Source organism: Amycolatopsis sp. NPDC051371 (genome assembly GCF_040682155.1).
Lineage (GTDB): Bacteria > Actinomycetota > Actinomycetes > Mycobacteriales > Pseudonocardiaceae > Amycolatopsis.
In genome coordinates this window covers 77,747-102,700 of the sequence record NZ_JBFBAG010000028.1, presented here as the reverse complement: position 1 = coordinate 102,700, position 24,954 = coordinate 77,747, and the positions used below count along the sequence as shown (strand labels likewise).

Sequence of the window (24,954 nt, the reverse complement as noted above, 5' to 3'; positions counted from 1 at the left end):
CTCACTCCACGGTCGAGGTGAGGTCGATGCCCGCGCCGCTGCCGCGGGTAGGTGGCCGCCCGCGGCGGGGCGATGGTGCCGGCCGGGCGGCCTGCAGGGCGGTGAGGATCCGGTCGTCCAGGTCCTCGAGCTCGTCGAGGACCTCGCCGATCGGCCGGCGGGCGAGGTTGGCGTCGAGGGCCTGGTCGACTTCGTCGTTCCACTCGGGGTGGTAGTGCTCGGCGAACTCGTCGTCGACGTGCAGGCCGCGGATCTTGAACGGGGTCGTGCGCTGGCCGCCGAGGGTGATGGTGACGACGTGGTGGAACTGCTCGAGCTCGGTCACTGTCGCGGGCTGGACCAGGCCGCCGAACTCGCGGGCGACCGTGCGGGCGCCGTCGATGGCCGCGGCCGAGGTCATCAGCAGCGACTGGTTCTGCAACAGCGCCCTGCGCGTCTCGGCGGCGAGCCGGTCGGGCATCTGGTTCATGGCGTGAAGCGCGACCCGGTACTTGCGCAGCTGCTCGAGGATCGCGGCGAGGTAACCGCGGGAGGCGCCGTCGACCGCGGCGAGCTCGTCGACGAACGCGTCGCACCTGCGCCGCTTCTCGACTGGTGTATCCGCGCGTGACCGGCCAGCGCGGAACAGGTCGTAGATCATGAACGAGGTGATCAGCTTGTTCGTCTCGCCGGTGCCGGTGGTGCAGACGAACACGATCCGCCCGGTGTCCATCGCGCGCCGGACGTCGTACGTCGTGACCGAGGAGCCGAGGAACGCCGACAGCGTCGGGCTGGTCCGAAGTCGGTTGATGATGTTCGTGACCACGGTCGTCGCGTCCGGGGCCAGCTTCGGAAATGAGTCGGTCCAGTACCTGCGCACGGACGGCTTCAGCACCGGCAGGACCGACTCCCGCCAGGTCTCGTCGTCCAGCAGCGTCGGGATCTGGAAGATCGTCGGCGCGCAGTCCGCCGGCAGCCGCATCGCCAGGTAGCACAGGGCCTCGCAGGCCTTGGTGAGGATCGACTTTGCCCGCGGCGCGGCGTCGCCCCAGCCGAGTGCTGCGGCGAACGAGGTCACGACTGCGTCGACACGGTCCTCGATGTCAGACTCGGTGAAGCCCTGCATGCTCAGCGGGTTCCAGCCGGGCAAGCACTTGCCCCGGCCGCGGACGTCGAGATTGACCTCCCACAGCCGCGCCCGCAGCGCCGGGTCGGACAGGTACGGCTTCGCGCGTTTCCAGCCGTCGGCGTGGGGGTCGAGGAACCAGACGCCGCCGCCGAGCCGCGCGATCTCGATCGCCTGCGCCAAGGCTTCCTCGGTCTTCCCGAAGCCGGCCTTCCCGAAGCGGGCGGAGAACAACAGCTCCCGCAGGGGCACGCCGACCAGGCGCTCGTCTCCGTTGACGTCGGTGACGTATCCGAGCCGCACCAGCCCTGTTCCCGGCCGGTACGTCGGGACCTCGCGCGGCGCCGGAAGCACCCAGCCGCGGCTGCGGGCGATTGCCGGCGACTGGCAGCGCCCGGACGGCGGCTTGAGCAGGCCCGCGATCTCGCTGGTGGTCACCAGCGAGCCCCGTCGCGGCTTCGCCAGGCCTGTCCGGAAGCGCCGGTCGAACAGCCGGCGTACCAGCGCGGTGTCCGCACCGAAGTGCCAGCCGAGGACACGCGGGCCGCGGACGCGCCAGTAGTTCTCACCGCGGTAGATGTCGAACGCGCCGATGACGCTGCGCAGGTGTGCTTGCGCTCGGCCTGGAATCTCCGAGGCACAGCGGATCAGGAGCTGGATGGCGAATACCGGTTCGTCGGTCATGAACTTGTTCGTCACTCGTTGAGGGGAAGGTGTCGCGTTTCGTGGACGCCCGCTGGCCTGCGTACGAGCGATCGGTAAGAACTCACCAAGCAGTTCCACGGCGACATCGGAAACTACGCCGAATGGCCTCACGCTGTTTCCCGCGGAACGCGGCGTGGCACGGCGAGCCAGGTGCCGGATACGCGCCGGCGTCAGTGGGATGAGGTCAAGGCAAACCTGCACCGACTCACCGAGATCGACACGAACGTCACCCAGCGCGTTCGCCAGTGTCTGGAGTGGATCGTCCGGCCGGACGGGCAACGCACGCAGGGGAAGATTCCCAGGACGTGCCAGCACGAGCTCAGCCCGCGCCACATGCAGGTCCGACGATGACAGCTGACGGTGCACGGCGGGTTCTCCTCCCATGAACGGCGAGATTGACCGTTAGCACCTCAGTCACGGGAGGTCGCAGCCGGATTTGATGCGCCGGCGAAGGGGGTACATTTTCCTTTCTTCCCGCGTTGTGGATACACTCGGTCGAAGAACGTCGCGCATTGTGAAACCCGTCGCAGCTCGCGTTCTTGCCCCACACCACCCCGAGGAGCATTCAATGGCCCAGAAAGTGCTCGTCGAGATCCTCGACGACATCGACGGCAGCACCGCCACCCAGACCGTCCAGTTCGGTCTCGACGGCGTGACCTACGAGATCGACCTCTCCGACGAGAATGCCGCCGCCCTGCGCGATGAGCTGGCTCGGTTCATCAGCGCCGGACGTCGTATCGGCGGCCGCAAGGTCCGCGTCGCGACCGGTCAGTCGACGACGATCACCGCGTCCGACCGTGAGCGCAACCAGCAGATCCGCGCCTGGGCCAACGCGAACGGCTACGAGGTCTCCGAGCGAGGACGTCTCTCCTCGGAAGTGATCTCCGCCTACGAGCAGGCTCAAGTTGCCGAAACAGCCCCGGTGGCGTCCCCGAGGAAGCGCTCTTCGCGCAAGAAGGCCGCCGCCTGAAGCTGACCACGATGGCCAGCAGATCACTGGGGAGAGATCACCGCTGTCGTCCCGTCGACGGCGAGGAGACATCACCCTCGCCGCCGACGGAGGACACATCACCCTCCGACGTCGCCCGCCGGATCTCGACGTCGGGATAGACGAGCTTGTTGAGCACGCCGGTCACCGACTCACGCCCCTCCACGCTCATCACCATCTTTCCGAACTCCGGGTCCGTGCTGAACCGGACCCGAACCCCGACCGCGGCCCTTGGCACCCACCCGCGCACCGGCCGCACCCGCCCGAGCTGGTGCGCGAACGCGAGCACCGCCTGCGGCGACGGATCGAAGCCGGCAGTCGGCAGGAGGTCGAACCGGACACGGGAGCGGAGGTGGTGGGAACGAAGGTGTCGGTGGAGGACGAAGACCGCGATCAGGATCGCGACCGCGGCGGTGGTCACCCACCACACCGCGCCGCTCGCGGCCACGTCTCCCAGACGGAGCGCCTTCGGCGCACTGTTCCCCAGCATGACCTGGCGGCCATGCGTGCCGGGGAACATGTCGGCATTCGGGGCCAGGTCGGGAAAGGGTGACTGACCAGCCGAATGGCGCGGTCGGCCTGAACGTGCGAACGCACTGCCAACGCAAGGCCCAACGATCATCCTGCTCCGGTCGGTCATGTTCATGGCCGGCCAACCTCCCCTGCTTGCTCTGGTCATGAAGCAAGACAGGTCGCTCAGCCATCAGCTTCCATGCGCGAGATCATCGCTGCCTCGACTACAACTTCAACCGGTACATCAAGACGTCGGGCAAACCCACCATCGCCCGACGCAGCCGCACCGCCGAACCAGTCGCTCTCCGCACGATGTGCTGCACCCACAGGCGGCCAGTTCTCCGGCGTTGAAGCTTCAATCAGCTTTCGCCTGACACGTAGATTGACTCGTAGGGAGAGAGTCCGCTGCCCTCGAAGCCGTAGAGGACATACGGCATCTCGATCTGATTGTCTGGCGGGAAGATGAGGTAAGCACCCTCGGGCACCTTAACGAGTCCACTGCCCGCGGAGGCCTGATACTCGACGACCAAGGCCGTTCCGGAATCCTGGACGTAGTGAGTGGGGAAACCCCACTGATTGGTCGCCGACCTGATCGCTGCCATGAAGGCCGAGGCGTCTCCGGTGAACTGAACAGCGGCGTACCGCTGAGGTGTCTTGACGTAGTAGTTCGTCATCTCGGCTCCGATCTCTCGTGAGGTAGTCGGAGTCGCCAACCGGCACCGTTGTGTTACCAACCTCAAGCGAGGTGACGGCGTGTACCTTGCGACGCCCGCGGTCTCGTCATCGCCCTGGTCGCATTGCGCCGAACGCCCTGCCGATGCTGTCGACCTGGACAGGCTTGCCGAAGTCCGGAGCGTTGATCATCGAACCGCTCGAGAGGACGAGCCCGACGTGCGTGATGTGGCTCGGGCTACTTCCGAAGAAGACGAGGTCCCCCGGCTGGAGTCGATCGGTCCCGACCCGTGGGCCCGCGACGTACTGGGTCTGTGCTGTACGTGGCAGATCGATCCCGGCCGAGGCGTACGCCGCCTTGGTCAGGCCCGAGCAGTCGAAGCCCCGATCACCGTTGGCCGGACCGTTGCCACCCCAGACGTACGGCAGGCCGAGCTGATCGCAGGCGAAGGCGATCGCGAGCTGAGCTGCATGGTTCGGAGCCTGCACCGCTCCGCAGCTGTAGCGCTCTGCCTGGTCGAGCACCTTCTGGACGTACCAGTCGGCGTGGTTATAAGCGAAGATCGCTCCGCGGAGGTCCCGACCGTCACGCGCACCCGAGTCGCACAGGTAGGCCGCGGCGGCGTAGATCGCATCGTGCGGGTTGTACCGCGACGGCGGATGCGCTCCACCTGGCGGTATGGGGTGGCGTGCGACGACGCTGTCGAAAGTGCCCTGCAGGAACTGCATGGGGCCGCCAGCTTTGGCGCTGTTGACTCCGCTGTGCACGCCCGGGAGCGGCGAGCGGCCGTGGTCTGTTTCGATCTTGCCGATGGCGGCAAGGATCGACCAGTCGAGTCCCGGGCAGGTCTGCGCGGCGTCGCGGTAGAGGACGAGGTAATCAGCTGGAATGTCGCCGACCGCACCGGTCGTCGGCGCCTTCGCCGAACTGGTATCGCCCGTCCCGGTCAGGGCAGTCAGCAAGACGACGACGATCAGCACGCAGACCGCGGGTGGGCCGAAGAAGAGCAGCGCAGCGAGGCAGCCCCAACGGCCGGGGTGTTCACGGACTCGGTCGCGAGCGATCTCCGCCGCACGGAGCGCGAGCAGCGGGTTCATTGGCCGCGTCCCGAGCTGCCGAGCCGGTCGCGAAGCCGCTGCGCCCACGGAGCGGGCGAGGGGAGCATCCCGGGCGGCAGGGACGATTCACCCGGCAAGACGGACGGCTTCACAGGTTGGCGATCGCCGGCTGCGGCCGCTAGATCGGTGCCAGTGAACTCCGGTGCCCGGGTGACGGGTGGCGGCGTCGCAGCGGCGATGTCCGCTTCGAGATACGTCGCTGTCGGCACCTTCTGCGGGGTCGGGCGGTCGCTGAAGGCGGTCAGCACCGTCGTGGCCGCGTGCCAGGCCGGAATCGCCCTGGTCGCCGTTCCGAGATTGCCGGCGTAGGCCGCGCTGTAGGTCTTCGCGGCCTCGGCACGGCGAGCCAACGCGGCTTTGGCGATGCCGGCCTTCGCGGTGAGTGCCGTCTGCGCGCGCTGCGCCGCCTCCGGCCAGGACACGGGCGCTCCCGCCGTGTACTTCAGAAAGGCACCCCCGGCGCGCCCACCTGCTCGTCCCGCGGTGACCAGCCGCTCCTTGAGCCGTCCGACCGGGGCGAAGGTCTCGGTGAACGCCGAGGTGCCGGTCTTGAGCGTGCGGGCGAGCCGGTCCGGGCCCGGCGGGACAACTGGAGCCGGCAGTGACTTCGGGACAGCTCGGGGGCGCGCCAAGCGCTGGAGCCGGTTGTTGACCTGGGCGCGGACGCGCTGGAGGTTTGCTGCGAGGCGTTTGCGGAACAGGAAGCCGGAGAACACGACCAGATCGATGACGGCGAACCGGACGAGCTGGGGGCCGAGGTCGGCGAGCATGAGGGTGCGCAGGAGCACGGTCATCACCGCGAGGAAAACCATGCCGGCCAGCAGCCGGGCGATGGTCGCGGCGATCGAGCTGATCCGGTAGGTGAGCTGGTGCCGCATCGACGGCACGAGCGCAGCGACTAGGGCGAGTGCGAGCAGCAGCCCTTCGAACAAGAGCAAGTACGGGGCGAGGACCTGTACGGCGTTGAGGCAGATCGTCAGGATGGCGAACAGGAGCATCGCGATCGCGTACAGCCAGGCGCCGAGCGCGCGGTCGCCGTCGGCGACCTCGTTGTACTTGCCGTAGTCGCCGGGGCAGCCGTCGAGTTCGCGGGCCTTGGTGCTGTCGTCCTTCCCGGACCACGGCCCGTCGTCGAGGACCTTCTTGACCGAATACTGGCAGGCCCCGGCGATGCCATGGACGCGGCTGATGGGCGTGCCGTAGTTGAGCGTCTCCCACGGCGTGACCAGCAAGTTGTCGATCAACGCCTGCCCGATCGGCGCAGCCGGATTACCGGTGCCGCCAGGCTGCTGGCCCATGATGACGCTGGAGACGTCGGCGCCGAGATCGCGAGATAGGGACAGGACGCCGTCGTCGCCGATGAGGAAGTCGACCGGGTGGGTGATGATTGCGACGGCGAGGACATTCACCGCGATGGTGGACGCGGTTTCCCGCCACGCCCGGGTGGTCAGGCCTCGGGCGAACAACAGCCCGAGGTAGCAGGTGGTGATGAGCATCGCGATCTCGCGCAGCCGCAACCCGCCGATGACCGTAGTGGTCCAGATGTCTTCGAGATCGCGAGCCGGGGTTTTGATCCAGTCGAAGACCTGGGTGGAGGCGGCCCATTCGGTGAACCAGACCGAGAACCCGACGGCGTACTTGCCGACGGCGAAGCCGATGTTGCCCAGCCAGAGCCAAATGGTCGGCATGGGGTTGTCGACCAGCCAGGGCAAGTTGGCGAAAAGGTCGTAGTTGTGCAGGTCGCGGCCGTAGCCGTCGTCGATGCTGAAGATCCCGCCGAGGTGGACGTGATGTCCAGGATCGTCCTGCAAGGGCAGCGGCGGCGCGTCCGAATCCGGCTGTGGCGCTGGTTCATCACCCGGCAACCACAGGCACGTCGGGTAGGGCTCGCAAGGATTCTGCGGGCGCGAGGTGTCCGGTTCCGGCGGGTTCGGCGGCAGCGGAAGCGTTTGCGCCGTCGCGACTTGGGGCGCGAGCAGTCCGATGAGGACGATCACCGCGGCGAGCGCAAGCACGCGAGTTCCGCTGGCCGTGCACTTCATCCCCAGTCGCCTCCAGCCTGGTCGTGTCCTGTTGAGACACGGCTGGCGAAGGGACGTTCAATGCGCCTGGTGGCCCCGGGTGACGGACGGCGTGGTCAGGACGGCGTCGGGCAGCGTGCGGTACGGCTGGGTGACGACCTTGACCTTGCCGACGCGGCCGGCGTGGTCGCGCACGAGGAATTCCCCCGCTCGGGCGCGGCGCTCGTCTTCGCCTCCGGCCGGGTTCAACGGGGAGAGGTCCTTGGTGACGATCTCGTGGTAGCGGGCATCGGCGTCGACGCCGAGCCAGGTGAGGCCGTTGCGGGCAAGGCCGTTGTCGCGGTGTCGGCCGAGGAACCGCACCGCGATCAGCCCCCGCAGAACGTCATCACCCAAGTCTTGCGGGGCGTGCGAGCCGAATGCGGCATCGGCGCCGTGCTTGCGGCCGTCGCGGACGAACTCGAGCGCGATCTGTTGGCCCTCGGGGGTGCCGGTGACGTTGTAGGCCTCGTCGCATATGAACTCGCCCCATCGTCCCGGGGTGAAGCAGATCTCCTTGGCGATTGCGGCGATGAGCAGGTGGAAGGCGCGGCCGAAGAGCTTGCGCGGCGGGATGCGTGCGGCCATCCGTTCGTTGCTCATCTCCAGCGTGCTCGGGAGCGGAATCTCGTTGGTGCAGAACACGACCATGTCGGCGCCGAAGAGGTCAACCGGCGTCAGTTCCGGATCGAAGATTGGCCGGGTAATCGGGTCACGCCGCAGACGCTCGAGCCGATCCGCGAGCGCTCGAGCCGCGGGGTCCCGTCCACCATGTCGCCGGAGCGTGTCGACAAGCCGATTGCTGGAGGCGTCCGGGTGACCGCTGACGTCATCGAGTCCCCGGCCGAGCGCGTCCCGTTCGGCGGAGTTGGACTCCAGGTCGAGCCATGACGCGAAGAACGTCTCGGCGATCCCGGTGCTCGACTTGGTGGTGCTGCGGAAGACCCGCAGCGGATCGCAGGAGTGTCGCAGCTCGGCCGCGGCGGGCCGGTCGTCGAGGCTGGGGTCGATGATGTCGATGATCTGCGCGTTCCCGGGCAGCGCGGCGGCGACTGGTGTCCATTCCCGGCTGCGGGTGCGGTCGATGACGATGACCCGCCCGTCGAGCATCAGCCGCACGACCGCGGCGACGTTCTTCAGCACGACCGACTTGCCAGCGCCGAGCTCGCCGATCACGGCGATGCCGCCGGAGGAGTCGTGGGTCGGCCCGTAGGTCGGGTCGAGCAGGAACGGAGCGATGGCGCCGCCGTCGACGGTCAACCCGAACAGCGCGCCGGCGGGGTCGCCGAAGTCGGTGGCCGACACCGGCAGCAACATCGCGGCGTCGGTGGCGAGCAGGTTCTGGCTGCACTCGCGTACCACCATCGGCGTCCGGCTCCCCGGCAACATCGCCTGATATAGCTGCCGCTGCCCGCCGAGCGGTCGCTCCCACCGGTACTCCCCGCCCAGGAAAGCCTGCCGAAGCGCCTTCGCGCGGGCGTCGGCGTCGCGGGCGGTGGCGCCCCAGACGCCGGCGACGACGCCGACTTCGAGGTCGATCTCGGTGGAGCTGGCGCCGAGGCGCGCGTTTTTATGCTGGATCTCCTCCTGTGCCGAGACCACGTCCGCCGGGACGCCCGCGGTGTCGCCGGCGTGCTCCTCGTCCTGACTCATCAAGTCCCGGGTCCGGCGACGGTTGGCCGCGCGGGCCTCCTCGTTCGAGTGGGCGGTGACCCGCAGCGCGTAATCAACGCCGAAGCCGATGTCGGCCAGCCGAGCGAGGATCTCGTGCCCAGGGAACGTGAACGCCCGAGGCATCTCGGCCAAGACGAGGTAGGCCTGGTAGCTGGTCACGGCGCCGTCGTCGTGCGGGGTCACGCACTTGACGAACCGGCGGTTCAACAACCCCAGCGGCCCCCAGCCCGCCCGGTCCTCGACCGGGTCAGTGCGACCACCCTCGTCGAACACGCACGAGCGCAGCACCGTCAGCCGCGCGCGCCCGCTCCCTCGCCGCACCGTGGCGCCGGTGTTGTGCACTGCGGTCGTGCCGTCGAGCTGAGGCTCATTGACGCCGCGAACCGGGGCGCGGCAGAGCCACCACAGCAGTTCAGCCTCCGTCGCCGGCCGGAACGGAACAGCACCGCCGAGTTCCTGGGCCGCGACCCGAGCCCGCTCCCGACCGGCCGCGACCGCAGCCGCCGACGCTGGCCGGGCCGGGAGACCGAGCTGTTCGCCGAGCGCTGCGCTCGTCGCCCGCAGCATGGCCTGGGCACCCTCTTTCCAGCCGTGCCCGGCCAGCGGCTTGGCGAGCCAGTAGCTGCGGCCAAGGACGTCGAGAGTGTCGAGCTGGTCCCATGCGTTATGGACGGTCTCAGCCCAGTGAGGGTTGGCATCCAGGTCGATGCCTTCCAGACAGCGCTGGACGATCGCGTGGGCCTGGACCTGCTCGCACAGCGACGCGATCATCACCTCTCCTCGGAGCGACTTCATCAGCGTCACGGTGCGGTCGTAAAGTTCCCGCAGCTGCCGTCCCGCGGAGCGGGCGCTCTCGTGCGGTAGTACCCGCCACACCGCCCAGGTCGAGCCGTCGACGCAGAACAGCAGGTTGCCCGCCACATCGGTCACCGGGCTGTCCATCACCGCTCCCGAGCCTGGGCCAAGACCATCTGCAGCGACGACACCGGCGCCGACGGCACCTCGACCTCGTCGCGCAGGTGCACGTAAAGCGCGACTCGGGTCCGCTCCGGTCGCGCGGGCCGGTACGCGCGGCGACCGAGAGTGCCAGCTCTCGGGGCAAGGAGGTGCGCGCCGAGGCCCGCGAGCCAGCCGAGCGGAGTGCGCGACTCGATCCGCGCGCGTCGGACAAACACCGCCGACAGCGGCAGCCCCCAGCGTGCCGGGCCGAGCCAGTCCAGCAGCGGCAGCTTCCACACCACCACCAGCAGCACCAGGAACAACGCGCCCTGGGTCACCGTATACGGCCCACCGGGGAGATAGCCGCCGTCGCGGCCAGGCATCCGCCCGAACATCCGCGGAAACCGACGCGAACGAGTGTAAGAGCGACCGACGAGGACGTCGCCGCGGCTCTTCTGCGCGGTCAATGGGTGAACCAGGCGCCGAACATGCCGGCGACGCCGTCGAGGTTGAGCAGGATCCCGAGGAAGATCGCCGCGATCACGCCGTACTTGATCGCCCGGGTGAAGTTCCCGCGGGTGCCGACCAGCAGCCCGATCCCGCCGACGATCGCGGCGAGCAGGATCAGCCGGCGGACGGACTGGTCACCCCAGGCGAGGTTGGTGTCGATCCAAGACTTCACGTCCGCGGCGAGCACGATCATCAGACGTTCTCCTCGGCCTCAGCGGCCCGCGATCAGCGGCGCCGGATCGATGCGGTTGATCTCCCACCGGCCGGCCCGCGCGACGAGGGTCAGCGCGTAGTCGACTGGGGTGCTCTGCCCGGTGGCGTCCCAGGCCGAGGCACGCACAAGGCTGCGGACAGTGGTCCCGTCGGGCGGCCGAGCGGCTTGCCCCGGCTCGAACTTTTCGTGCGTCCGCACCTCAGCCAGCTGCACCGCGGCGAACGGCGCCGGCCTTGGCAGGTCGAGGCTTGCTCCCGGGCTCACGAACCGATCGAGCTGACCTTGCCCCGCCAGGTAGGCGGCTAGAAATCCGGCGACCGACTGCCCGACCGGCCCGGCTGGATCGGCGACCTCGTCGTAGGCGAGCGCGGCGGCACCGAGGGTGCCGGGGCACGCAACCGGTGAGGGCAGCGACGTGGCGACGTAGGTATCACCGGTTCCGGCCATCGCGACCTGCGTACACAGCAGCGAAGCCGCGCGCTTACCGCCCGGCTCCAGCACCAGCACGTCGGCGACCACCACGACCGACCAGATCCCTGCCGTCGGCGAGGTCGCCGAGACGACCGCGGTGTCGACCGGAACCTGAGTACCGGCCGCTCGCTGCGACTTCATCCCCGGCGGGTAGAAGACCTCGAGCCCGGCGGAATCGCCCCGGGTCGCCGAGAGCCAGGAACGCACATACATCTCCGCCCAGCCCTCCGGAGAGGCGGAGGGCGCGGGTGCGCCGCCGTCCCGCATCGGCGGCGCACCCGCTGGCTGGAGCACGATCAGTCCGGTGATCGTCAGCAGCGGGCTGGCCAGCACGGCCAGCCACGCCGCCACCCGACCGGCCCGGCGACTCGCGCCCCGGATCGCGGACTCCGCCTCCGCGTCCGGCAACAGCTCGGCCAGCACTCCTCTGCTGGTTCGGCCGCGACGACCAAGCACGACACGACCTCCTCCGCCAGTTCCGGTTGCTGTTCGAAGGCACGCATGTCTGGACCCCGGTGTGATTCAGCCGGCCTGGGGAAGGTCACGACCCGGATACTCCGCCGCGGCTTCGGCCAGCTGTTCGAACGCGCGGCGGCGGTGACGGGTGATCGTCGGCTGACTCAGCCCAATCAGCGTGCCGATCTGGCGGTCGGTGGTCACGCCGTCCCGTCCGACCGGGTCGCCGAAGTAACGGGTGACCAGGATGGCGGCGGAGTACTCGTCGAGCCGGTCCTGTGCGACCGCCCACGACAGCAGTTCGAGCAGTTCCTCCGAGGCGTCCACCTCCTCCGGCACGGCGGCCAACGGCCGGTACACCTCGTCATCGTCGATGCTGACGATGTCCGCGGCGGCCTGGCTGTGGTCAACGCCGAAGTCCCGCTGTGCGGCGCGCTGGGTTTCCCGCATGAGGTTCGCCGCGACGTGATGCCCCCGCCGCAGCGGGTAGCAGCGGGTCTGCTCCCACAGGTGCCCGATCACGGCCGCCTGGATGTCGCGGCTCTCTTCCGAGGCCGAGACGCCGCCACCGGTGACGCCCCGCCGGACACCAACCGCGCTTCCCGCCGCTCGTGCCGCGCGAACGACGCGTCCGACGATCCCCGGGACAGCTGGCAGCATCGCGTTCACCACGATCTCGGCAGCGGTGACCCCTACGCCACCGGGCGACGCCGCCCGAGTCAGGAGAGCGTGAAGCACCTCGTCGTGACGTGCGTAGTCGCGGCTCCTCAAGACGTCAATCAAGTCGTGATGGGACGTGATCGCTGATAACGCGTTTTCCTCGGCAGACCACTCGCACAGGACTTGGTCGAACCGCGCGACAACGCGGCGCTGCCGGAACTGGGCCTGCAGCATCGTCAGTGGGCTGTTCGCAACGGATCGGGTGGCCATGGCCGGCTCCTTCGCTCGGATGACGAGTTCCGAGCCAGCGTCTGATCTGGCGTTTGCGCCATTCCTGTGTCACGGCCTTGCCCCCGCTGGAGAGCAAGCCGCAATTCACCCGGACGAGCTACCGCTGAGCCTCTGCTGTCGCTCACTACGTCAGTTAGCTCAGGAGATAGCCAAAGTGAGGGCCCGGCAAATTCCCGCCAGGATTCACGGTGTCAGAGCGCAACGTCGTCGAGCATCGACTGCAACGTAGTCATCGCGGCGGCGTGATGGTCCCGATGTTCTCGCTCGTTAGGAGACCGCCGCACGATGCCGAGCTGACCGTGCTGCTCAGCTCTACCGTCTTCCAACTGGATGTGTCGCTCAGCGACTTCCAGGCGGAGCTGCTCCTTCTCCAAGTCGCGTGCGTCGGTCGGAAGGTACGCTCGAGTTTCGGCCATCGTCATTGTGCGGGATCCGACAAGTTTTGTGAGTAGCTCGTACAGGCGTCCGCGCTTCGACCGCCCGACGTGCGGCAACTCGCGCACGATGATTTCGGCCAGCCGCTCCTGCGACTCCAGCGACGCGTAGGTGATCGGGCGGACACCGCGCTCTTCGAGGTCGTACCGCAAGGTGTCGCGGTAGGACAGTAACGCAGCTCGGATCGCCGCAGTTGCTGCGTGTCGGCGTTTCCCTCGTTCGACGCGCTCGCCAACGAAGGGGGCGACGAACACGCTACCGAGCGAGCCGCCGAAAAGCCCGGATACCACGCCGACCCCGATCGAGAACCAATCACTCACACGTCCACTGTAGATCGCGGTGTTACTGATCCGGCGCACCAGGTCGCGCTATCACTCTGGAGCGCAGGCGACGCCTTGAGCGTCGGCAGCTCGGCAGCGACCGCGGAACCCCCCTGTTCGCTTGGGTCGTCCGCACGCCTGATTACCACGACGCTCAGGGTCATGAGGGCTCGTCGATCGGACGACGTCGGCGATCACGCTCTCAGTGTTCTCCCTTTGCCTGATCGTGCTGCTCGTCGTCTTCCAGGCCCCGGACGTGTCGCTGGCCGAGCTCGCTGTCGGCGCGGCAGTTGTCCTCTTGCTCGTACTGCTGACGCTGCGCAAGGTCGGCAAGCGATGAGGACCCGCAACGTCATCGGCCGGCTGGGCCTGGCCGGCATCGCGGAGGTCTTCGCGGCCGCGTTCACACGTCTGCCATCTCAACGGGCTAAACCGCGAGTCTCGCCATCAGCGCCAGCGATCTCGAAATCAGTCTCGCGAGATTCCAGGTCAACCCCGCCGTTCAGTCGCTCGACCGCCGGGAGCACGACCAGCTGCGGGTATGCCGCTACCGTCACCTGCAGTATCCCGTCACCAGCGCGCACGCAGTTTCTTCGCGAACCCGAGCTCGCGCCGTGCGGCCTTCTGCGCCCCAATCAGCCGAAGCGTCCACTGCGCCGCGTCCTCGTTCTGCCGTCAGCTCAGGCGAGTTCTTCGACGTCAGCAGAACTGCTCGCCGAGCGCGTCACGTCAGCTTCACGTTGAGACGCTCCCGAGTCCTCGCCCTAGTAACACTGACCACCACACCCTTACTCCTCAAGTGCGCGAATAACTTCTGGTGCGCGTCGTCAGCGGGGACTTCGAACTTGGTCTCAACATGAGTCTCCAGATAGCTGTATGGCACTCCAAGAGCACCCAGTACACCCGCGACAGCCTGAGCCTCCGGAAACGGCGACACGACGGTCAGAGACCGCACAACCAGATCGACGTCACCTGTGACCGAAGCGATTCGAAGGAGTTGATCGAGAGGCAGCCTCACTCGCCTTTCCAGAGCGTACTGGCCTGCCGCCGCCAGCGCAGCAGCGTCGTTGCCGGGAACGTAAACCTCGAGGTTGTCGATGACTCTGTCCCGCGCGCCAACGGGAATTTGATTGCTGCGAACGAAATTTTCGATGAAATCGCCGACCAGCTCGGGCGTCACGAAGTCAGCGAACCTCGAAGACCTCGCGATCGCGGGACGGATGGCCGCCCACCCCACTTCCCTGAACCTCATGAAGGACTCGAGATCGTCCTTCACGAGGTCGTGTTCGAGCAGAAGCGTGAGGAGCTCACCGCTCTCGGGTTCGATCTCCGACGGCACCAGATAATCGGTAAGGTGCAGACTCTGCACCAAAGTGACTCGGTCAAGAGGATCCTGAATCACGTCGGCGGCATTGAGGACGGCGATGGCGACGTGCGCCCGGTCGTCTTCGTCGCCGTCCGCGGCACCAATGCGCCCCGCAGCAGTGAGCAAGCCGGCGAGTTCTTCGCCGAACTCACCGACTGTCTCGAGATATGCCTTGATGTTCCGAACGCTCGGCTCAAAGAGTTCTTGCGCAGCAAGGTCCCGCCAGCACGACGACGGAACGGCGTCCAGGCGCTCCAGCCGGCTACTCGGTGCGGCCATCGAGATGAGGCGCCGGACCAGGTCGTTCTTCCATGTCTCAGTGACCGTGGTGAGAACTTCGACGAGGGCCTGTGCACCGACAACAGCATATGGAGTCGCGACGTCGTTCTCGGCCGCGTTCAGGTATACGTTCGGGCTTGCCAGACAGAACTCGTAGACATTCGCGTCGGCCCGCAACTGATCGATACTGACATCCTCGTCGATTCCTAGCGCTATTCGCAGGTTTTCCGCAGTGATCAGGTAAAGACGTTCCCGGACAACTTCATCTCGCAAGTCATCGCTGATCTCGGCCAAGCCCGGAAATACGACTCCGGCTTTCTTGACGAACTCAACGACCTTCGCGTTGAGCGGCGCGGGCTGCGCGACGGTGAAGACTTCCATCGCCGGGTAGTTGGCGGCAATGAAGCCGCGCACCCGTCCGTCCAACTCGTACGAGTGGCCAGGATTCGCATCCTTCAGGGCCGCGTCAACAAGGGCCGGACGTATGCGCTCAGGAAGGCCTTCATCGTCGGCCAGCCACATGAAAATCGGTGACCACCCGACGCTGCTCAGCAGGGCAGCCAACCTCGCGGGCTGCGAGCCTAGGTTGAAGTACCGCCGAAGAAGTTTCTGCGCGTCATTGTCGAAGTCACGCGCAACGGATCGCGCGATGTGCTCTACCTGCTCGTCATCCCGCTCGAGGAGGTAGTTCAGCACATCGACGTTGTAGGCACTGGCCGTTCGGATGAAGTCAGGAGGTGCTTCGGTAAGGAGGTTCGCGACCGCCTCTTGACCAGAGAACTTGTAGTCGACGTTCATCGTGTTGGTCTGCGCGTGCTGCACGATGAAGGTGGCGACGTCGACTCCGGAGAACCGGCCGTAGAACTGGGCGGCGTACAACGCGAAGTTTCGATCTAGATATCCATCCATGACCAATTGCCGAGCCAACTGCGACGCCATGGTCTTACCTACGATGGTCGCAAAGTTATCGCCTTGACCGACAGGAAGGGTAAAGCGAGTATTGGCGGCAAGGCCGGCGAAGTCGGCGCCCCGAACGAAGGCAATGTCGGAGTCAAGCTCCTTAATCATCGCTTGGACCTCACGCTCGTCGATGCTGGCCCAGCTGCCAGCGTCCGCAGCCTCCGGAAAGAGCGCCTGGATCCGGCTTTGCTGCAACGTGCCGAGATCGAAATCCGATCCGGCTTTCTTGTCCGTCGATGCCCAGATCGAGATCTCGTTGTTCTCCGCCACCGCACGCCAAAAGTCACAGCTTCGCACTTCGTCTTCGGAATGCCAGACTGTACCTGGGCGAAACTTCACGTATGGCCAGCTTCTGATCTGCCCGTTGGGTGCCTGATCTCTGAAGGCTTGTCCGACCGCAACGAGACGATCACCAAGCTGCTCGGCCACGGGGCCCATCTTCTCGACGCGGATCGTCTTGTCGAGCAGCCCACGTTTCCGCCGATCGAGTCCATCAATGGCTACCTGTACCAGATCTTGACGACGTGCGTACAGAACATCGAGGGCGCTCCCGCGACGAGCGATCTCCTCGAAATCCTTCAGGTGGATGTTCTTGTAGACGACCACTGCGAAGAGGTTGCTCGCGGTCAAGCCCGGGGCGGTCCGGTCGCCGACCAGCAACCGCTGCGCGAAGACGATGTACTCATTGTAAATGTTCTTCAATAGCCGCATGTCCGTGACGTGCTGGGCAACCAGTGTGATGAGGTCCCGGTCGATATCGGTGACCTTGCCCGCTTGCAGCAAGTCGGCTAGGAGTTCGCGGGCGTTGTGGTGGGAGATGAACGGCACGACCGGGATCACGATGTCGAAGAACTTCGTGCGGTTGGCTCGCACCGTCTCGACCTGGGCTGAGTCGCCTTGTCCTTGCTCGGGGTCGAGCCCCAGCTTCTCGAAAAGGCTATCCTTAATTGCGTAGACGAACCGGACCGGCTTCTTTTTCTCGACGCGCTTGGCTGTGTTGTTGAGCAAAGTGTTCAGCTCTCGCAGCGCCTCGAAGATATGTGGATCATCGAATCGGTCGAGGTCCTCGAAGACCACGACCCCGGGCAGCTCCATGTCGAAGAAGTAGACGATCTCTTCCAGATACTCGTCGAAGTACGTCGACGAGCGCTGTGTCAGCTTCACGGCGGCACCCGCCGCTGAGACGTCAGAGACGACGAAGCGGCCGTAGATCACGATCCGCAGGGTCGCGAGCACGACGACAGCGAGACTGGCGAAGCCGACGCCGGACAACACACCGAGCCATCCATTGTGCCCAGGACCAGTGCCGGCGAGGTGGGGCAGCCACCCGAGGAGCGCCAGGGCTCCGGCGACGACGCCGACCACGGCCATCGCCTCGAGCGTCGCGCGAAGCTTGGATAGGGGAACGATGCGGTTGAAGCGCGACAACGGAAGCTTGCGAGGTGACGCTCGGTAGAGAAGCTGCTTGACCAGCTCCTTCTGGATGCGGTTGGTAAGCGTCCTGGGCGCCCCTTCGGCGTCTGGCCCGAGGGTGGAGATGGCGATGCGCAGCGTGTCGGTGCGATCCACCACGAATTCGTCGAGCACGCTCGACTTGCCAGCGCCATAGCGGCCAGTGAGCGCGATGTTGAGGTTCTTCTTCTCGTCAACTGCCTGCCGCAGGTGCCTCAGGTACGTCTCGTGCTGCTCGGCCACATACCCCGGTGCGAGCGTCTGCAGTCTGACATCGGATGACACGGAAGCGTATGGCACGGCGGCGGGCGATGCGTCTCCCGTCGGCTCGTCGTCGGCGTCAGTCATTCGGCCCTCGGCTGCTCGCTGCTTGCTGGCGTCCGGGCGAGCAGGCGCTCGGCGGCCGGCTGCCAGGTACTCCGATCCTGCAACTGGGCCGGAGGCCCTTTTCAGCGACGCGCCGGACCGATCATGTTTCGTTATGATAGAAACCGCCTGGTCAGCCGGATACCTTCACTCGAACGAGTTCGGTTTCAGCGCCCGGCTCTACCGCGAAGGCGGTCGTGACCGTATCCGGTCGGGCGTCTACCAGCAGGCCGAATGTGCGCGAGCGCGGTCCTGGCAGCAAACGCCGTCACCGCTACCCGCCAGTGCGGCCCAACCCGCTCCGCTCGGGGCGGTGCCGAGCGTACCCAACGCCGCCACAATGCCCGTTCAGTCAGCTTCTCCGAGGGGTTGTCGACATCGTCCGGTGGACCGGAGCTGACCGAAAAGTTCACCCCCTGCGCCGCAGTCTCCTGACCTCGACGCGCCAGTGGCTGGCGGAGTCCAGCGCGGTTGGCTGCTGACGACCGGAGCCTTGCGGCGGTCGAAAGGCGTCCCGGATTGCTTCGGCGACGTCGCGATCGATGCGGAGCCAGGCGGGGAACTGGGCTCCACGACGCGACCGCCGCCATCTCCGCGGCGTTCCGTCCGTGACCTTACCTCGGCGAGCTGGACATCAGATGTCTCCGGTCAGCGTGGGCGTTTCGGTCAGCGACGAAAGAGACCCTGAAGGCTGTTCGGTTTTGGGGTCTTCGCGATGGGACTGCGGCGTCGTGAAGGTCCTACCACCAATGACCGACTCTCGGCGCTTCCTGCGCGACGGGCCGTCTGCCGTCGAGCTCGTTTCGTTGATGGGAGACGCCCGGCGGGGCGATCCGGCCGCGCTCCACGCGGTCCTGCAGATCATCGCTGGTGCTCCGCTGCTGCCGGGGGTGGCTCGGCCGCGAAACCTCGAACCTGGCCCGCGCGACGTCGCGTAGGAAGTCCGCCTTGCGGTGCTCGCCGCGCTTCCAGACCATGCCCCGAGCAGGTCCGTTCCTCCACCTGGTTCGCTCCATCGCCGCGAGACTGGCCAACGACGCTCGCCGCGTCATCGACCAGCAGCAGGCGAACCCCGGGTCCCGAGCTTCCCCGGCTTCGCGCGAGCAGCTCCTGCTCGAGGTGATCGCCAGGCCCGGTGGCGATCTCCTCGATCCGGGCGGCCGGATGGAGCGCATCGTGATGGCCCTACGCAAGTACTACAGGAAATCGTGGTGCTCCGTGTAGTGGTGGTCGGGCTGTCGACCGACGAGACGGCCGATGTGCCTTGCCCAGCATCAGGCCCTGGCGCGCTCGAAAGTGGTGTTGTAGGCGGGAGAGCTTCCAGGCGTGGTGGCCGACCAGCCGCTGGACCTGACGGTTCACCCCACTCAGCGGTGCTTGCCGGGAGCGTGCTTGCGGTCACGCACCTTGCTCGGCTTCGCCACCGCCCCGGTTCCGGGGCGTGCCTTTCGCTCAGCATTCCGGGAGCTGGTGGCCGTTCCGGTCGAGCTTGTCGAGGTAAATCACCGAAATGAACCCGCTGCGGCCACCCTGGTCATGTACGTGGTACCAGAGCCGGGAGCTGAACCGCTCCGGATTCGCACCCATGGCCGGCACCGCCTCGGCGCGGTTGTAGTTAAATTTCGGCTCCGTCGTGCTTTTCGCAGTCGGCCGGCAACTGCTCCCCGGGGGCGAGGTCGGAGTCCGGGACCTTGCACGACGGCACCGCCCTCGCGCAGGAAGGCGCGTCCTTCGTCGAAAGGTAGGCCGGACCGGCGGGGTCCGCGGTCAGCCCGCTTGGCCCGATCGCCAGCTGGTTTCGGACGGTGATCATCGCCATCGGTGAGGACGCCGGAGCAGGCTCGTGCCGGATGACTACGATCAGCAGCGCGACCAGGACGGCAGCCCCAACGAGCACCACCAAGGGCACCCAGAGTGGGGTCGATCGTGCGCCGGGCCGCTCCACAGCTCGAGCGTGGTCGTCAGGGTCCGCTTCGCGGGGAACAACCACTTCTGCGGGAACCAGGCGTACGTCGTTCGATGTGGCTGACAATTTTCCGTGGCGAACAAGCAGTGCCTCGGCCTCGTCCTCGCCGATCATCCCCTGCGTCACCCCGGCCTTGAGCACCTTCCGCAGCTTGACGCCGTTCGGCAGCGAGTCATCGTCCTTCCGCAGGTCGGAAACAACGTTTTTGTTGATGCCCACGCCCTCGAAAGTCCGCACCGTGATTCGATTCTCGTCGAACAATGACGCGATGCTCGAGCGGAGCTTCTGCGGCATGTCTTCGCCGCCGTCGGGTTCCTTCATGTCCGTGAGGTGCCCCGCGCCGTCCGCGATGACACAGGTTGTCCAGTCCGGACATCCTGGACGTGCCTGGTCTGCGTTGTCCCAGCTCACGACGCGTCCCGCCGGACAAAAAGGACAAGTTCCGGACACATGGGACACCTCTTAGGCGGGCATTCGACCGGTCCAGAGGTTCCCGAACAAGGAGAGAAGCGATGAAGTCCTCCCAGAACTCGGCTCGTCACGGGAAGAGCCGGCGCCACGCGGCGAAGGTGGCCGTCGTGTCGGGCTGCGCGGTGTGCGCCTTCGCATTCGCCACGCCGGCCCAAGCCGACGGGTTCACCGTCAGCACCCCGGACGGCACCGGCGCCCAGTTGTTGACCGGACCGTCGACGAACGCCGTGATGAGCGGCAATCGCCTCAACGAGAACGCCGCGGTAAGCATCATGTGCTAGGGCTGGTCCGGCGAGGCCGTCGGCCCGCGAGGCAACCACATCTTCGACAAGATCTCGCTGCCGCCGCTCGACATCGCGCACATGCCGTGGGCTCCCCGACGCGTACGTGTCCGGCACCGCCGCGGCGAACCGGTTCACGCCCGGCATCAGTCAGTGCAACACCCCGAGTACGGCCATCGGCTGGGCAGTCGGTCAGTTGGGCACGAACAACGACGACGAGTGGTGCCAGCGGTTCGTACACAACGCATACCTCGCCGCGGGGCTCGAGATCGGTCCGGGTGACGCCGCTGCATTCGCCGCCGCCCATCGGGACGCCCTGCACACGACCGGAACTCCGCCGGTCGGGGCCCTGGTCTACTGGTGGGGCACCCCCGACAACGAGTACGGTCACGTAGCGTTATCACTCGGGGACGGTACCGCCGCGTCGACCGGCGAGCGCGGTGACCACAGCGTCCACGTCCTGACGATCGAAGACCGGAGTGCGACCCGGCCCTACGCGGGCTGGCTGACCGTCGCCTGAGCACTGCTCCGCCCGAGCCGGGTGCCCCGCGCCGTTCGCGGCGAGGGGCACCCGGCTTCCGTTTTTCGTGTTCAAGGTGCCTAGCCACTGGCCACGAAGCGAAGACTCAGCAGAATAGAGGATCTTGTCCATTCACATTGATCACAAGCAACTTCGGCCCCGCCAACATGCCTGACGAGCCCGTCCACGTAAGAGTGAAAATGTTCACCCGGTTGGGAAATAACATCCCTCTTGTGTCTACAGAACGCCACGAGCCACGCTCACGTTCACCTCGGCCACAGTAACGGTTCGTTGTTCTCCAGCGATCATGACCTCAACTGGTAGAGAAACACTCGGCCGGCCGGACCTTTGCACCGACGCAATCGCGACAAGGACTCGGAGGAGCGCGATGAAGCTGCACGCCGTGTACGCACGTTTCTACCGATCCCTAAACTACGACTTCATCCGAGCTTCAGGCGAAGATTACGCGCCTGATCCTTGGGACTGGACCCCCGAAGGCGACTACCCTTTCGTCCGCGTCCGTCTGCGCCCCGACATTACGACGGTCGTAGGCGGCAACGAGTCCGGCAAGACCCAGGTTCTCAAGGCGATCCGCGCCGCCCTTACCGGCCTAGGATATGACCGAAGCGACTTCTGCCGCTACTCAAGATTCTTCGGTGTTCATAAGGATCTGGTCCAACCAGAATTCGGATGCGTGTTCACGGACATCTCCGACGAAGACGTGCCTAAAATCGCGCAGATGACCGGACAGCGTGACCTCGAGTCTGTCGAGCGCGTTGCGGTGTTTCGGATGAACCACACGCCACAACACCGCATCTACGTCCGGCAAGGCAGCACCTGGTCCGAACCGGTTCACGTCAAGAAGCCGTCGAGGCTGCAAGAACTGGGCGTGCCCATCCCGTTCGAGATCGACGCCGAGGTGCCTCTTCCCGACAGCGTTCCCCTCGCCTACATGGTCGACAAGAAGCCGGTTTCGGCCCTAGGCCGTGAACTACTCCGCAACGTGTGGGATGCACTGCGGGAAAATCACACGTGGTTCAACGATGCAACAACCGTCGCCGATAGAGCCAGCGAAATATCGGCGGCGTTTCGCCCGCTTCGCAGCGCAACAGCCGAGGAGATCGAGGCCTACGACCTGGCCTCAGACCTCCTTCTGGAGGTCGCAGGGCTGGACCGCTCCCTTTTCGCCGAGCTGCAAACGGCGGTGAAGACAAAGAACGGCTACGCCAACAGTATCGTTGACACCATTAACGCCGAATTGGCCAAAGCGCTAGACTTCCCGCACTGGTGGTCCCAGGATTCCCGGTTCGAACTGTTTGTCTCTCTGTACGAGTACGACCTTGTCTTCATGATCCGCGACCGAACCGGCCGCACCTATGGGTTCGACGAACGAAGCGATGGCCTGAAGTACTTCCTCAGCTACTTCGTTCAATACCTTGCTCACGTACCGAAGGAAGACGGAGTTTCTGAGATACTCCTGATGGACGAGCCGGATCGGTTCCTCTCCTCCTCTGGGCAGCAGGACCTACTGCGCGTCTTCGAGGACTTCGCCGACCCCAAGGACCCGGGCAAGCCTCCAGTCCAGGTCGTGTACGTTACTCACTCCCCCTTCCTCATCGACAAGAACGAGGCCGACCGGATTCGCGTTCTGGACAAGGGCGAGTACGACGAAGGTACTCGCGTCGTGACGAACGCTTCAGCGAATCACTACGAGCCGCTCCGGTCAGCCTTTGGTAGCTTCGTCGCCGAGACTACTTTCATCGGCAACTGCAACCTGATGGTCGAAGGACCGTCCGACCAAGTGCTCCTGGCTGGTGCATCACGTTGGCTGGGGCGCAGAGGCGTTGCCGGACGAAACCGTCTCGATCTGAACAAGATCACCCTCGTGCCTGCAGGAGGCACGCCACACATCCCTTATCTGGTCTACCTCGCACGTGGCCGTGACGTCGAAAAGCCGCCGGTCATCGTGCTGCTGGACAACGACAAAGACGGAGACGAAGCCTGCGCCGCACTCCAGAACAGCGGCGTATACAAAGCCCAGCTGATCGAAAAAGACCTCGTGCTACAGCTCGGCACCGGCGAGCTGATCGACCTGGCAACCTCGAACCCTCTGGGGATTTCGGGAATCGAAGACATCGTCCCGTTCGAAATCGCGGTCGCAGCAGCCGACGCCTACTGCCGTGAATTCGTTCCTGAGATCGACGTCGCCACCCTGGCGATGACCGAAAGCACTGTGTGGCCGTCCACAACAGATACAGGCAGCGAGAGCTCACCCTCCAGGAACAAGGGCTTGCTGAAGTACCTACAGCACACCATTGCAAACCTAAGTGGCGACGAGCGCTTCCACCTCGACAAGGTGGCGTTCGCCCGAGCCGTCGTCGACGTCCTCATGGGAATCAACACCAAAGCCGCAATACCCGAAGCAGTCCTGCAGACAGCTCATGAAAATTTCGCACTATTGCTCAGCGTTCTGGCGGTGAAGCAGCGGCGCGCCGAAAGACTCGAAGCTGTCGAAAAGATTTCTAGTCGCATTAACCGGATCAAACGCGACTTCACTCGGACCCGGCCCACGGCAGCGCGGCGCGAAGATGTGCTCTCGCTCATCGAGGAGATCCACAGCCAGCTCGACAACAGCAGCGAAGCCGAAGACGTCCGTGCCGAGCTGAGCACGTGGGCGCAGAGATTCGCCCTCGCGGAGGATCCCCGCGGCCAGGTCGACGACTTCGAAGGCCTGCTGAAAGCAGTTCGATCCTTGGCCTACAAGGGAGTACGCAAGTCTTCCGTACCGGATACAAATTCCAGGTTACCGTAGGCCGGCCGCTACAGCACGGGCCGGAGCTGAGCCACATGTATCGCCCGACGCAGTCAGACTTCCACGGAAGGGAAGATCCGCCTCCGACCAAGTGCTTGACACGCAAGAGATGACCTAGGTCATATACACATCTTCATAGGAAGCCCAGGAGTACAACCGTGTCAGAGGTGCAATACAAGGAAGACGGAGATAATCGAGTACTTCGACACGTCCTGTGTCTCCTATGGGAACAGCAGTGCCATTCATGTCGAGAATTCAAAAGCTACCTCGATCTGCAGATTGACCACATAGTCCCCAAGACCGCAGGAAAAGAAGAACTTTCTCGCCTAAAAGAAGAACTCGATTTACAGGCTGACTACAACGTTCACGCCCTCTACAATCTTGCACCCATTTGCGGGACATGCAACAAGACAAAGGGTAACCGCAACTTCACAGCGACCTTTCTTCTGAAAATGACAATGACCAAATCGATGCGCCTTGCCCCCAAGGTCGCCCGACAGGTGTCGAAATTCGGAGATCCATCGAAGCTCGGGAACGCTCTGCTTGAAGCTACAGAAGTTGACCTCGAAGACACTGAAACTCGTGAAACTTTTGAACAATTCGCCCCGGCGGTCATCCAGAGACTTGCCGAACTAGGGGAAGACGGGGTCGATTTTTTTACATTCAGGACTGAAGAAGTCGAAGTCGGCGACAGGCTGCAGCGAATCAAGCTTCGCCTAAACGAGCGCGCCAGAAGGACGATCGTCATCCTTGAGGAGATAGCGGGCGGGCAACTAGCAGAAGCACTAATTACCCCGTCATCCGCCCTTCTGAAGGAAATCTCATCGCATTCCACTTATGAATTCGAGGCCAGCGAGCAAATGGGGGCACCGGACGTAGAAAGCGTCGATCTCAACTGGTCTGAGATCACCGTTGATCGTGTCGATTTCGAGAGTCTCCACCCGGCAAATATCGATTTCGCATTTTCGGGGAGATTCGAGGCCGCGGGTAGCACCACCATTGCTCGCGATAACATGCTCGACGGCGCCCTGGAGTACGTCCAGGGCGATACCACGATTACTGGCCGATTCGAGTTCAATCTTTCCTGGTCGCCAGGAAACCAAGCCGGCCAGTTCGAATTTGACGACGTAGTCATTGAAGACTGGGAAGCCGACCTTTCAATCGAAGGAGGCAGCTATCAACAATGCAATGAAATTGTCGATCCAGAGCTACCAGAAGAGCCTGATTCCCCCCCTGCTTAGTGGCTAATGCCAAGCTTTCAGCATCTCAAGCGACCGTGAAGCAGCCCCGAGCGAAGTCGCTCAGCCGTTCGACATCAGATCGTCCAATGACTCGGCCGCGAGGAAGAT

At 65.2% G+C, this 24,954-nt stretch carries 21 protein-coding genes and 1 pseudogene; 7 read left to right on the top strand and 15 right to left on the bottom strand.

All coding sequences use genetic code 11. The features are described from left to right. Position 1: 1 nt before the first annotated feature. Positions 2–1,804, bottom strand: a complete 1,803-nt coding sequence (locus AB0M59_RS30750) for an ATP-binding protein (protein ID WP_364621987.1) — start codon at positions 1,802–1,804, stop codon at positions 2–4. A 574-nt stretch (positions 1,805–2,378) separates the two neighbouring features. Here AB0M59_RS30750 and AB0M59_RS30745 point away from each other — a divergent pair. Then, positions 2,379–2,780, top strand: coding sequence for an Lsr2 family protein (locus AB0M59_RS30745; RefSeq protein ID WP_364621984.1), 402 nt, complete (start codon positions 2,379–2,381; stop codon positions 2,778–2,780). Between the two features lie 37 nt (positions 2,781–2,817). On the opposite strand, the gene AB0M59_RS30740 is transcribed toward AB0M59_RS30745, so the two are convergent. The 10 genes from AB0M59_RS30740 to AB0M59_RS30695 form a co-directional block, all read right to left on the bottom strand. Next, positions 2,818–3,444 carry a hypothetical protein gene (locus AB0M59_RS30740; protein ID WP_364621981.1) on the bottom strand — a complete coding sequence of 209 codons (627 nt, stop codon included), beginning with the start codon at positions 3,442–3,444 and terminating at the stop codon, positions 2,818–2,820. 226 nt (positions 3,445–3,670) lie between these two features. Next, positions 3,671–3,985 (bottom strand): hypothetical protein, encoded by a 315-nt coding sequence (locus tag AB0M59_RS30735; RefSeq protein ID WP_364621978.1) that lies wholly within the window; start codon positions 3,983–3,985, stop codon positions 3,671–3,673. 106 nt (positions 3,986–4,091) lie between these two features. Then, positions 4,092–5,081 carry an NlpC/P60 family protein gene (locus AB0M59_RS30730; protein WP_364621975.1) on the bottom strand — a complete coding sequence of 330 codons (990 nt, stop codon included), beginning with the start codon at positions 5,079–5,081 and terminating at the stop codon, positions 4,092–4,094. Then, on the bottom strand, positions 5,078–7,117 hold the full coding sequence (locus AB0M59_RS30725) for a hypothetical protein (RefSeq protein ID WP_364621972.1): 2,040 nt from the start codon (positions 7,115–7,117) through the stop codon (positions 5,078–5,080). Before AB0M59_RS30725 ends, AB0M59_RS30730 begins: the two co-directional genes overlap by 4 nt. 84 nt (positions 7,118–7,201) lie before the next feature. After that, entirely contained in the window at positions 7,202–9,607 is a 2,406-nt protein-coding gene (locus AB0M59_RS30720) for an ATP-binding protein (RefSeq protein ID WP_364621969.1), read from the bottom strand. Between the two features lie 170 nt (positions 9,608–9,777). Then, entirely contained in the window at positions 9,778–10,158 is a 381-nt protein-coding gene (locus AB0M59_RS30715; RefSeq protein WP_364621966.1) for a hypothetical protein, read from the bottom strand. A gap of 80 nt (positions 10,159–10,238) precedes the next feature. After that, complete coding sequence (locus AB0M59_RS30710) at positions 10,239–10,478, bottom strand: hypothetical protein (protein WP_285459563.1); 240 nt, start codon at positions 10,476–10,478, stop codon at positions 10,239–10,241. Positions 10,479–10,496: 18 nt separating this feature from the next. Beyond that, positions 10,497–11,426, bottom strand: a complete 930-nt coding sequence (locus AB0M59_RS30705) for a conjugal transfer protein (RefSeq protein WP_364621963.1) — start codon at positions 11,424–11,426, stop codon at positions 10,497–10,499. Positions 11,427–11,492: 66 nt separating this feature from the next. Then, the gene (locus tag AB0M59_RS30700; protein ID WP_364621962.1) at positions 11,493–12,356 is read right to left on the bottom strand and encodes a hypothetical protein; all 864 of its coding nucleotides are present in this window, start codon (positions 12,354–12,356) and stop codon (positions 11,493–11,495) included. Positions 12,357–12,568: 212 nt separating this feature from the next. Further along, positions 12,569–13,132, bottom strand: coding sequence for a hypothetical protein (locus AB0M59_RS30695; RefSeq protein ID WP_364621960.1), 564 nt, complete (start codon positions 13,130–13,132; stop codon positions 12,569–12,571). Between the two features lie 187 nt (positions 13,133–13,319). On the opposite strand from AB0M59_RS30695, the pseudogene AB0M59_RS30690 reads away from it, so the two are divergent. Next, positions 13,320–13,472: pseudogene (locus AB0M59_RS30690) on the top strand (hydrogenase subunit MbhD domain-containing protein); the annotation flags it as partial. Between the two features lie 384 nt (positions 13,473–13,856). Here the strand turns inward: AB0M59_RS30690 and AB0M59_RS30685 are convergent. Beyond that, positions 13,857–17,537 carry a hypothetical protein gene (locus AB0M59_RS30685; RefSeq protein WP_364621959.1) on the bottom strand — a complete coding sequence of 1,227 codons (3,681 nt, stop codon included), beginning with the start codon at positions 17,535–17,537 and terminating at the stop codon, positions 13,857–13,859. 767 nt (positions 17,538–18,304) lie between these two features. On the opposite strand from AB0M59_RS30685, the gene AB0M59_RS30680 reads away from it, so the two are divergent. Together AB0M59_RS30680 and AB0M59_RS30675 are read left to right on the top strand one after the other, a co-directional pair. Next, positions 18,305–18,493 carry a hypothetical protein gene (locus AB0M59_RS30680; protein WP_364621957.1) on the top strand — a complete coding sequence of 63 codons (189 nt, stop codon included), beginning with the start codon at positions 18,305–18,307 and terminating at the stop codon, positions 18,491–18,493. 37 nt (positions 18,494–18,530) lie between these two features. Next, positions 18,531–18,779, top strand: coding sequence for a hypothetical protein (locus AB0M59_RS30675; RefSeq protein WP_364621954.1), 249 nt, complete (start codon positions 18,531–18,533; stop codon positions 18,777–18,779). Between the two features lie 228 nt (positions 18,780–19,007). Here AB0M59_RS30675 and AB0M59_RS30670 read toward each other — a convergent pair whose 3' ends face one another. The 3 genes from AB0M59_RS30670 to AB0M59_RS30660 all read right to left on the bottom strand — a co-directional run bounded on the left by AB0M59_RS30670 (position 19,008) and on the right by AB0M59_RS30660 (position 20,266). Next, a complete protein-coding gene (locus AB0M59_RS30670; protein ID WP_364621951.1) occupies positions 19,008–19,142 on the bottom strand; it encodes a hypothetical protein in 135 nt (44 codons plus the stop codon). Between the two features lie 28 nt (positions 19,143–19,170). Beyond that, entirely contained in the window at positions 19,171–19,842 is a 672-nt protein-coding gene (locus tag AB0M59_RS30665) for a hypothetical protein (protein ID WP_364621948.1), read from the bottom strand. Positions 19,843–20,059: 217 nt separating this feature from the next. Continuing rightward, positions 20,060–20,266, bottom strand: a complete 207-nt coding sequence (locus tag AB0M59_RS30660) for a hypothetical protein (RefSeq protein WP_364621946.1) — start codon at positions 20,264–20,266, stop codon at positions 20,060–20,062. A 203-nt stretch (positions 20,267–20,469) separates the two neighbouring features. Here AB0M59_RS30660 and AB0M59_RS30655 point away from each other — a divergent pair, with 203 nt between their 5' ends. The 3 genes from AB0M59_RS30655 to AB0M59_RS30645 all read left to right on the top strand — a co-directional run bounded on the left by AB0M59_RS30655 (position 20,470) and on the right by AB0M59_RS30645 (position 24,846). Further along, positions 20,470–20,793 carry a CHAP domain-containing protein gene (locus tag AB0M59_RS30655; RefSeq protein WP_364621943.1) on the top strand — a complete coding sequence of 108 codons (324 nt, stop codon included), beginning with the start codon at positions 20,470–20,472 and terminating at the stop codon, positions 20,791–20,793. A gap of 388 nt (positions 20,794–21,181) precedes the next feature. Next, positions 21,182–23,605, top strand: a complete 2,424-nt coding sequence (locus tag AB0M59_RS30650; RefSeq protein ID WP_364621940.1) for an AAA family ATPase — start codon at positions 21,182–21,184, stop codon at positions 23,603–23,605. 158 nt (positions 23,606–23,763) lie between these two features. Continuing rightward, a complete protein-coding gene (locus AB0M59_RS30645) occupies positions 23,764–24,846 on the top strand; it encodes an HNH endonuclease signature motif containing protein (protein WP_364621937.1) in 1,083 nt (360 codons plus the stop codon). The last annotated feature ends 108 nt before the right edge of the window (positions 24,847–24,954 follow it).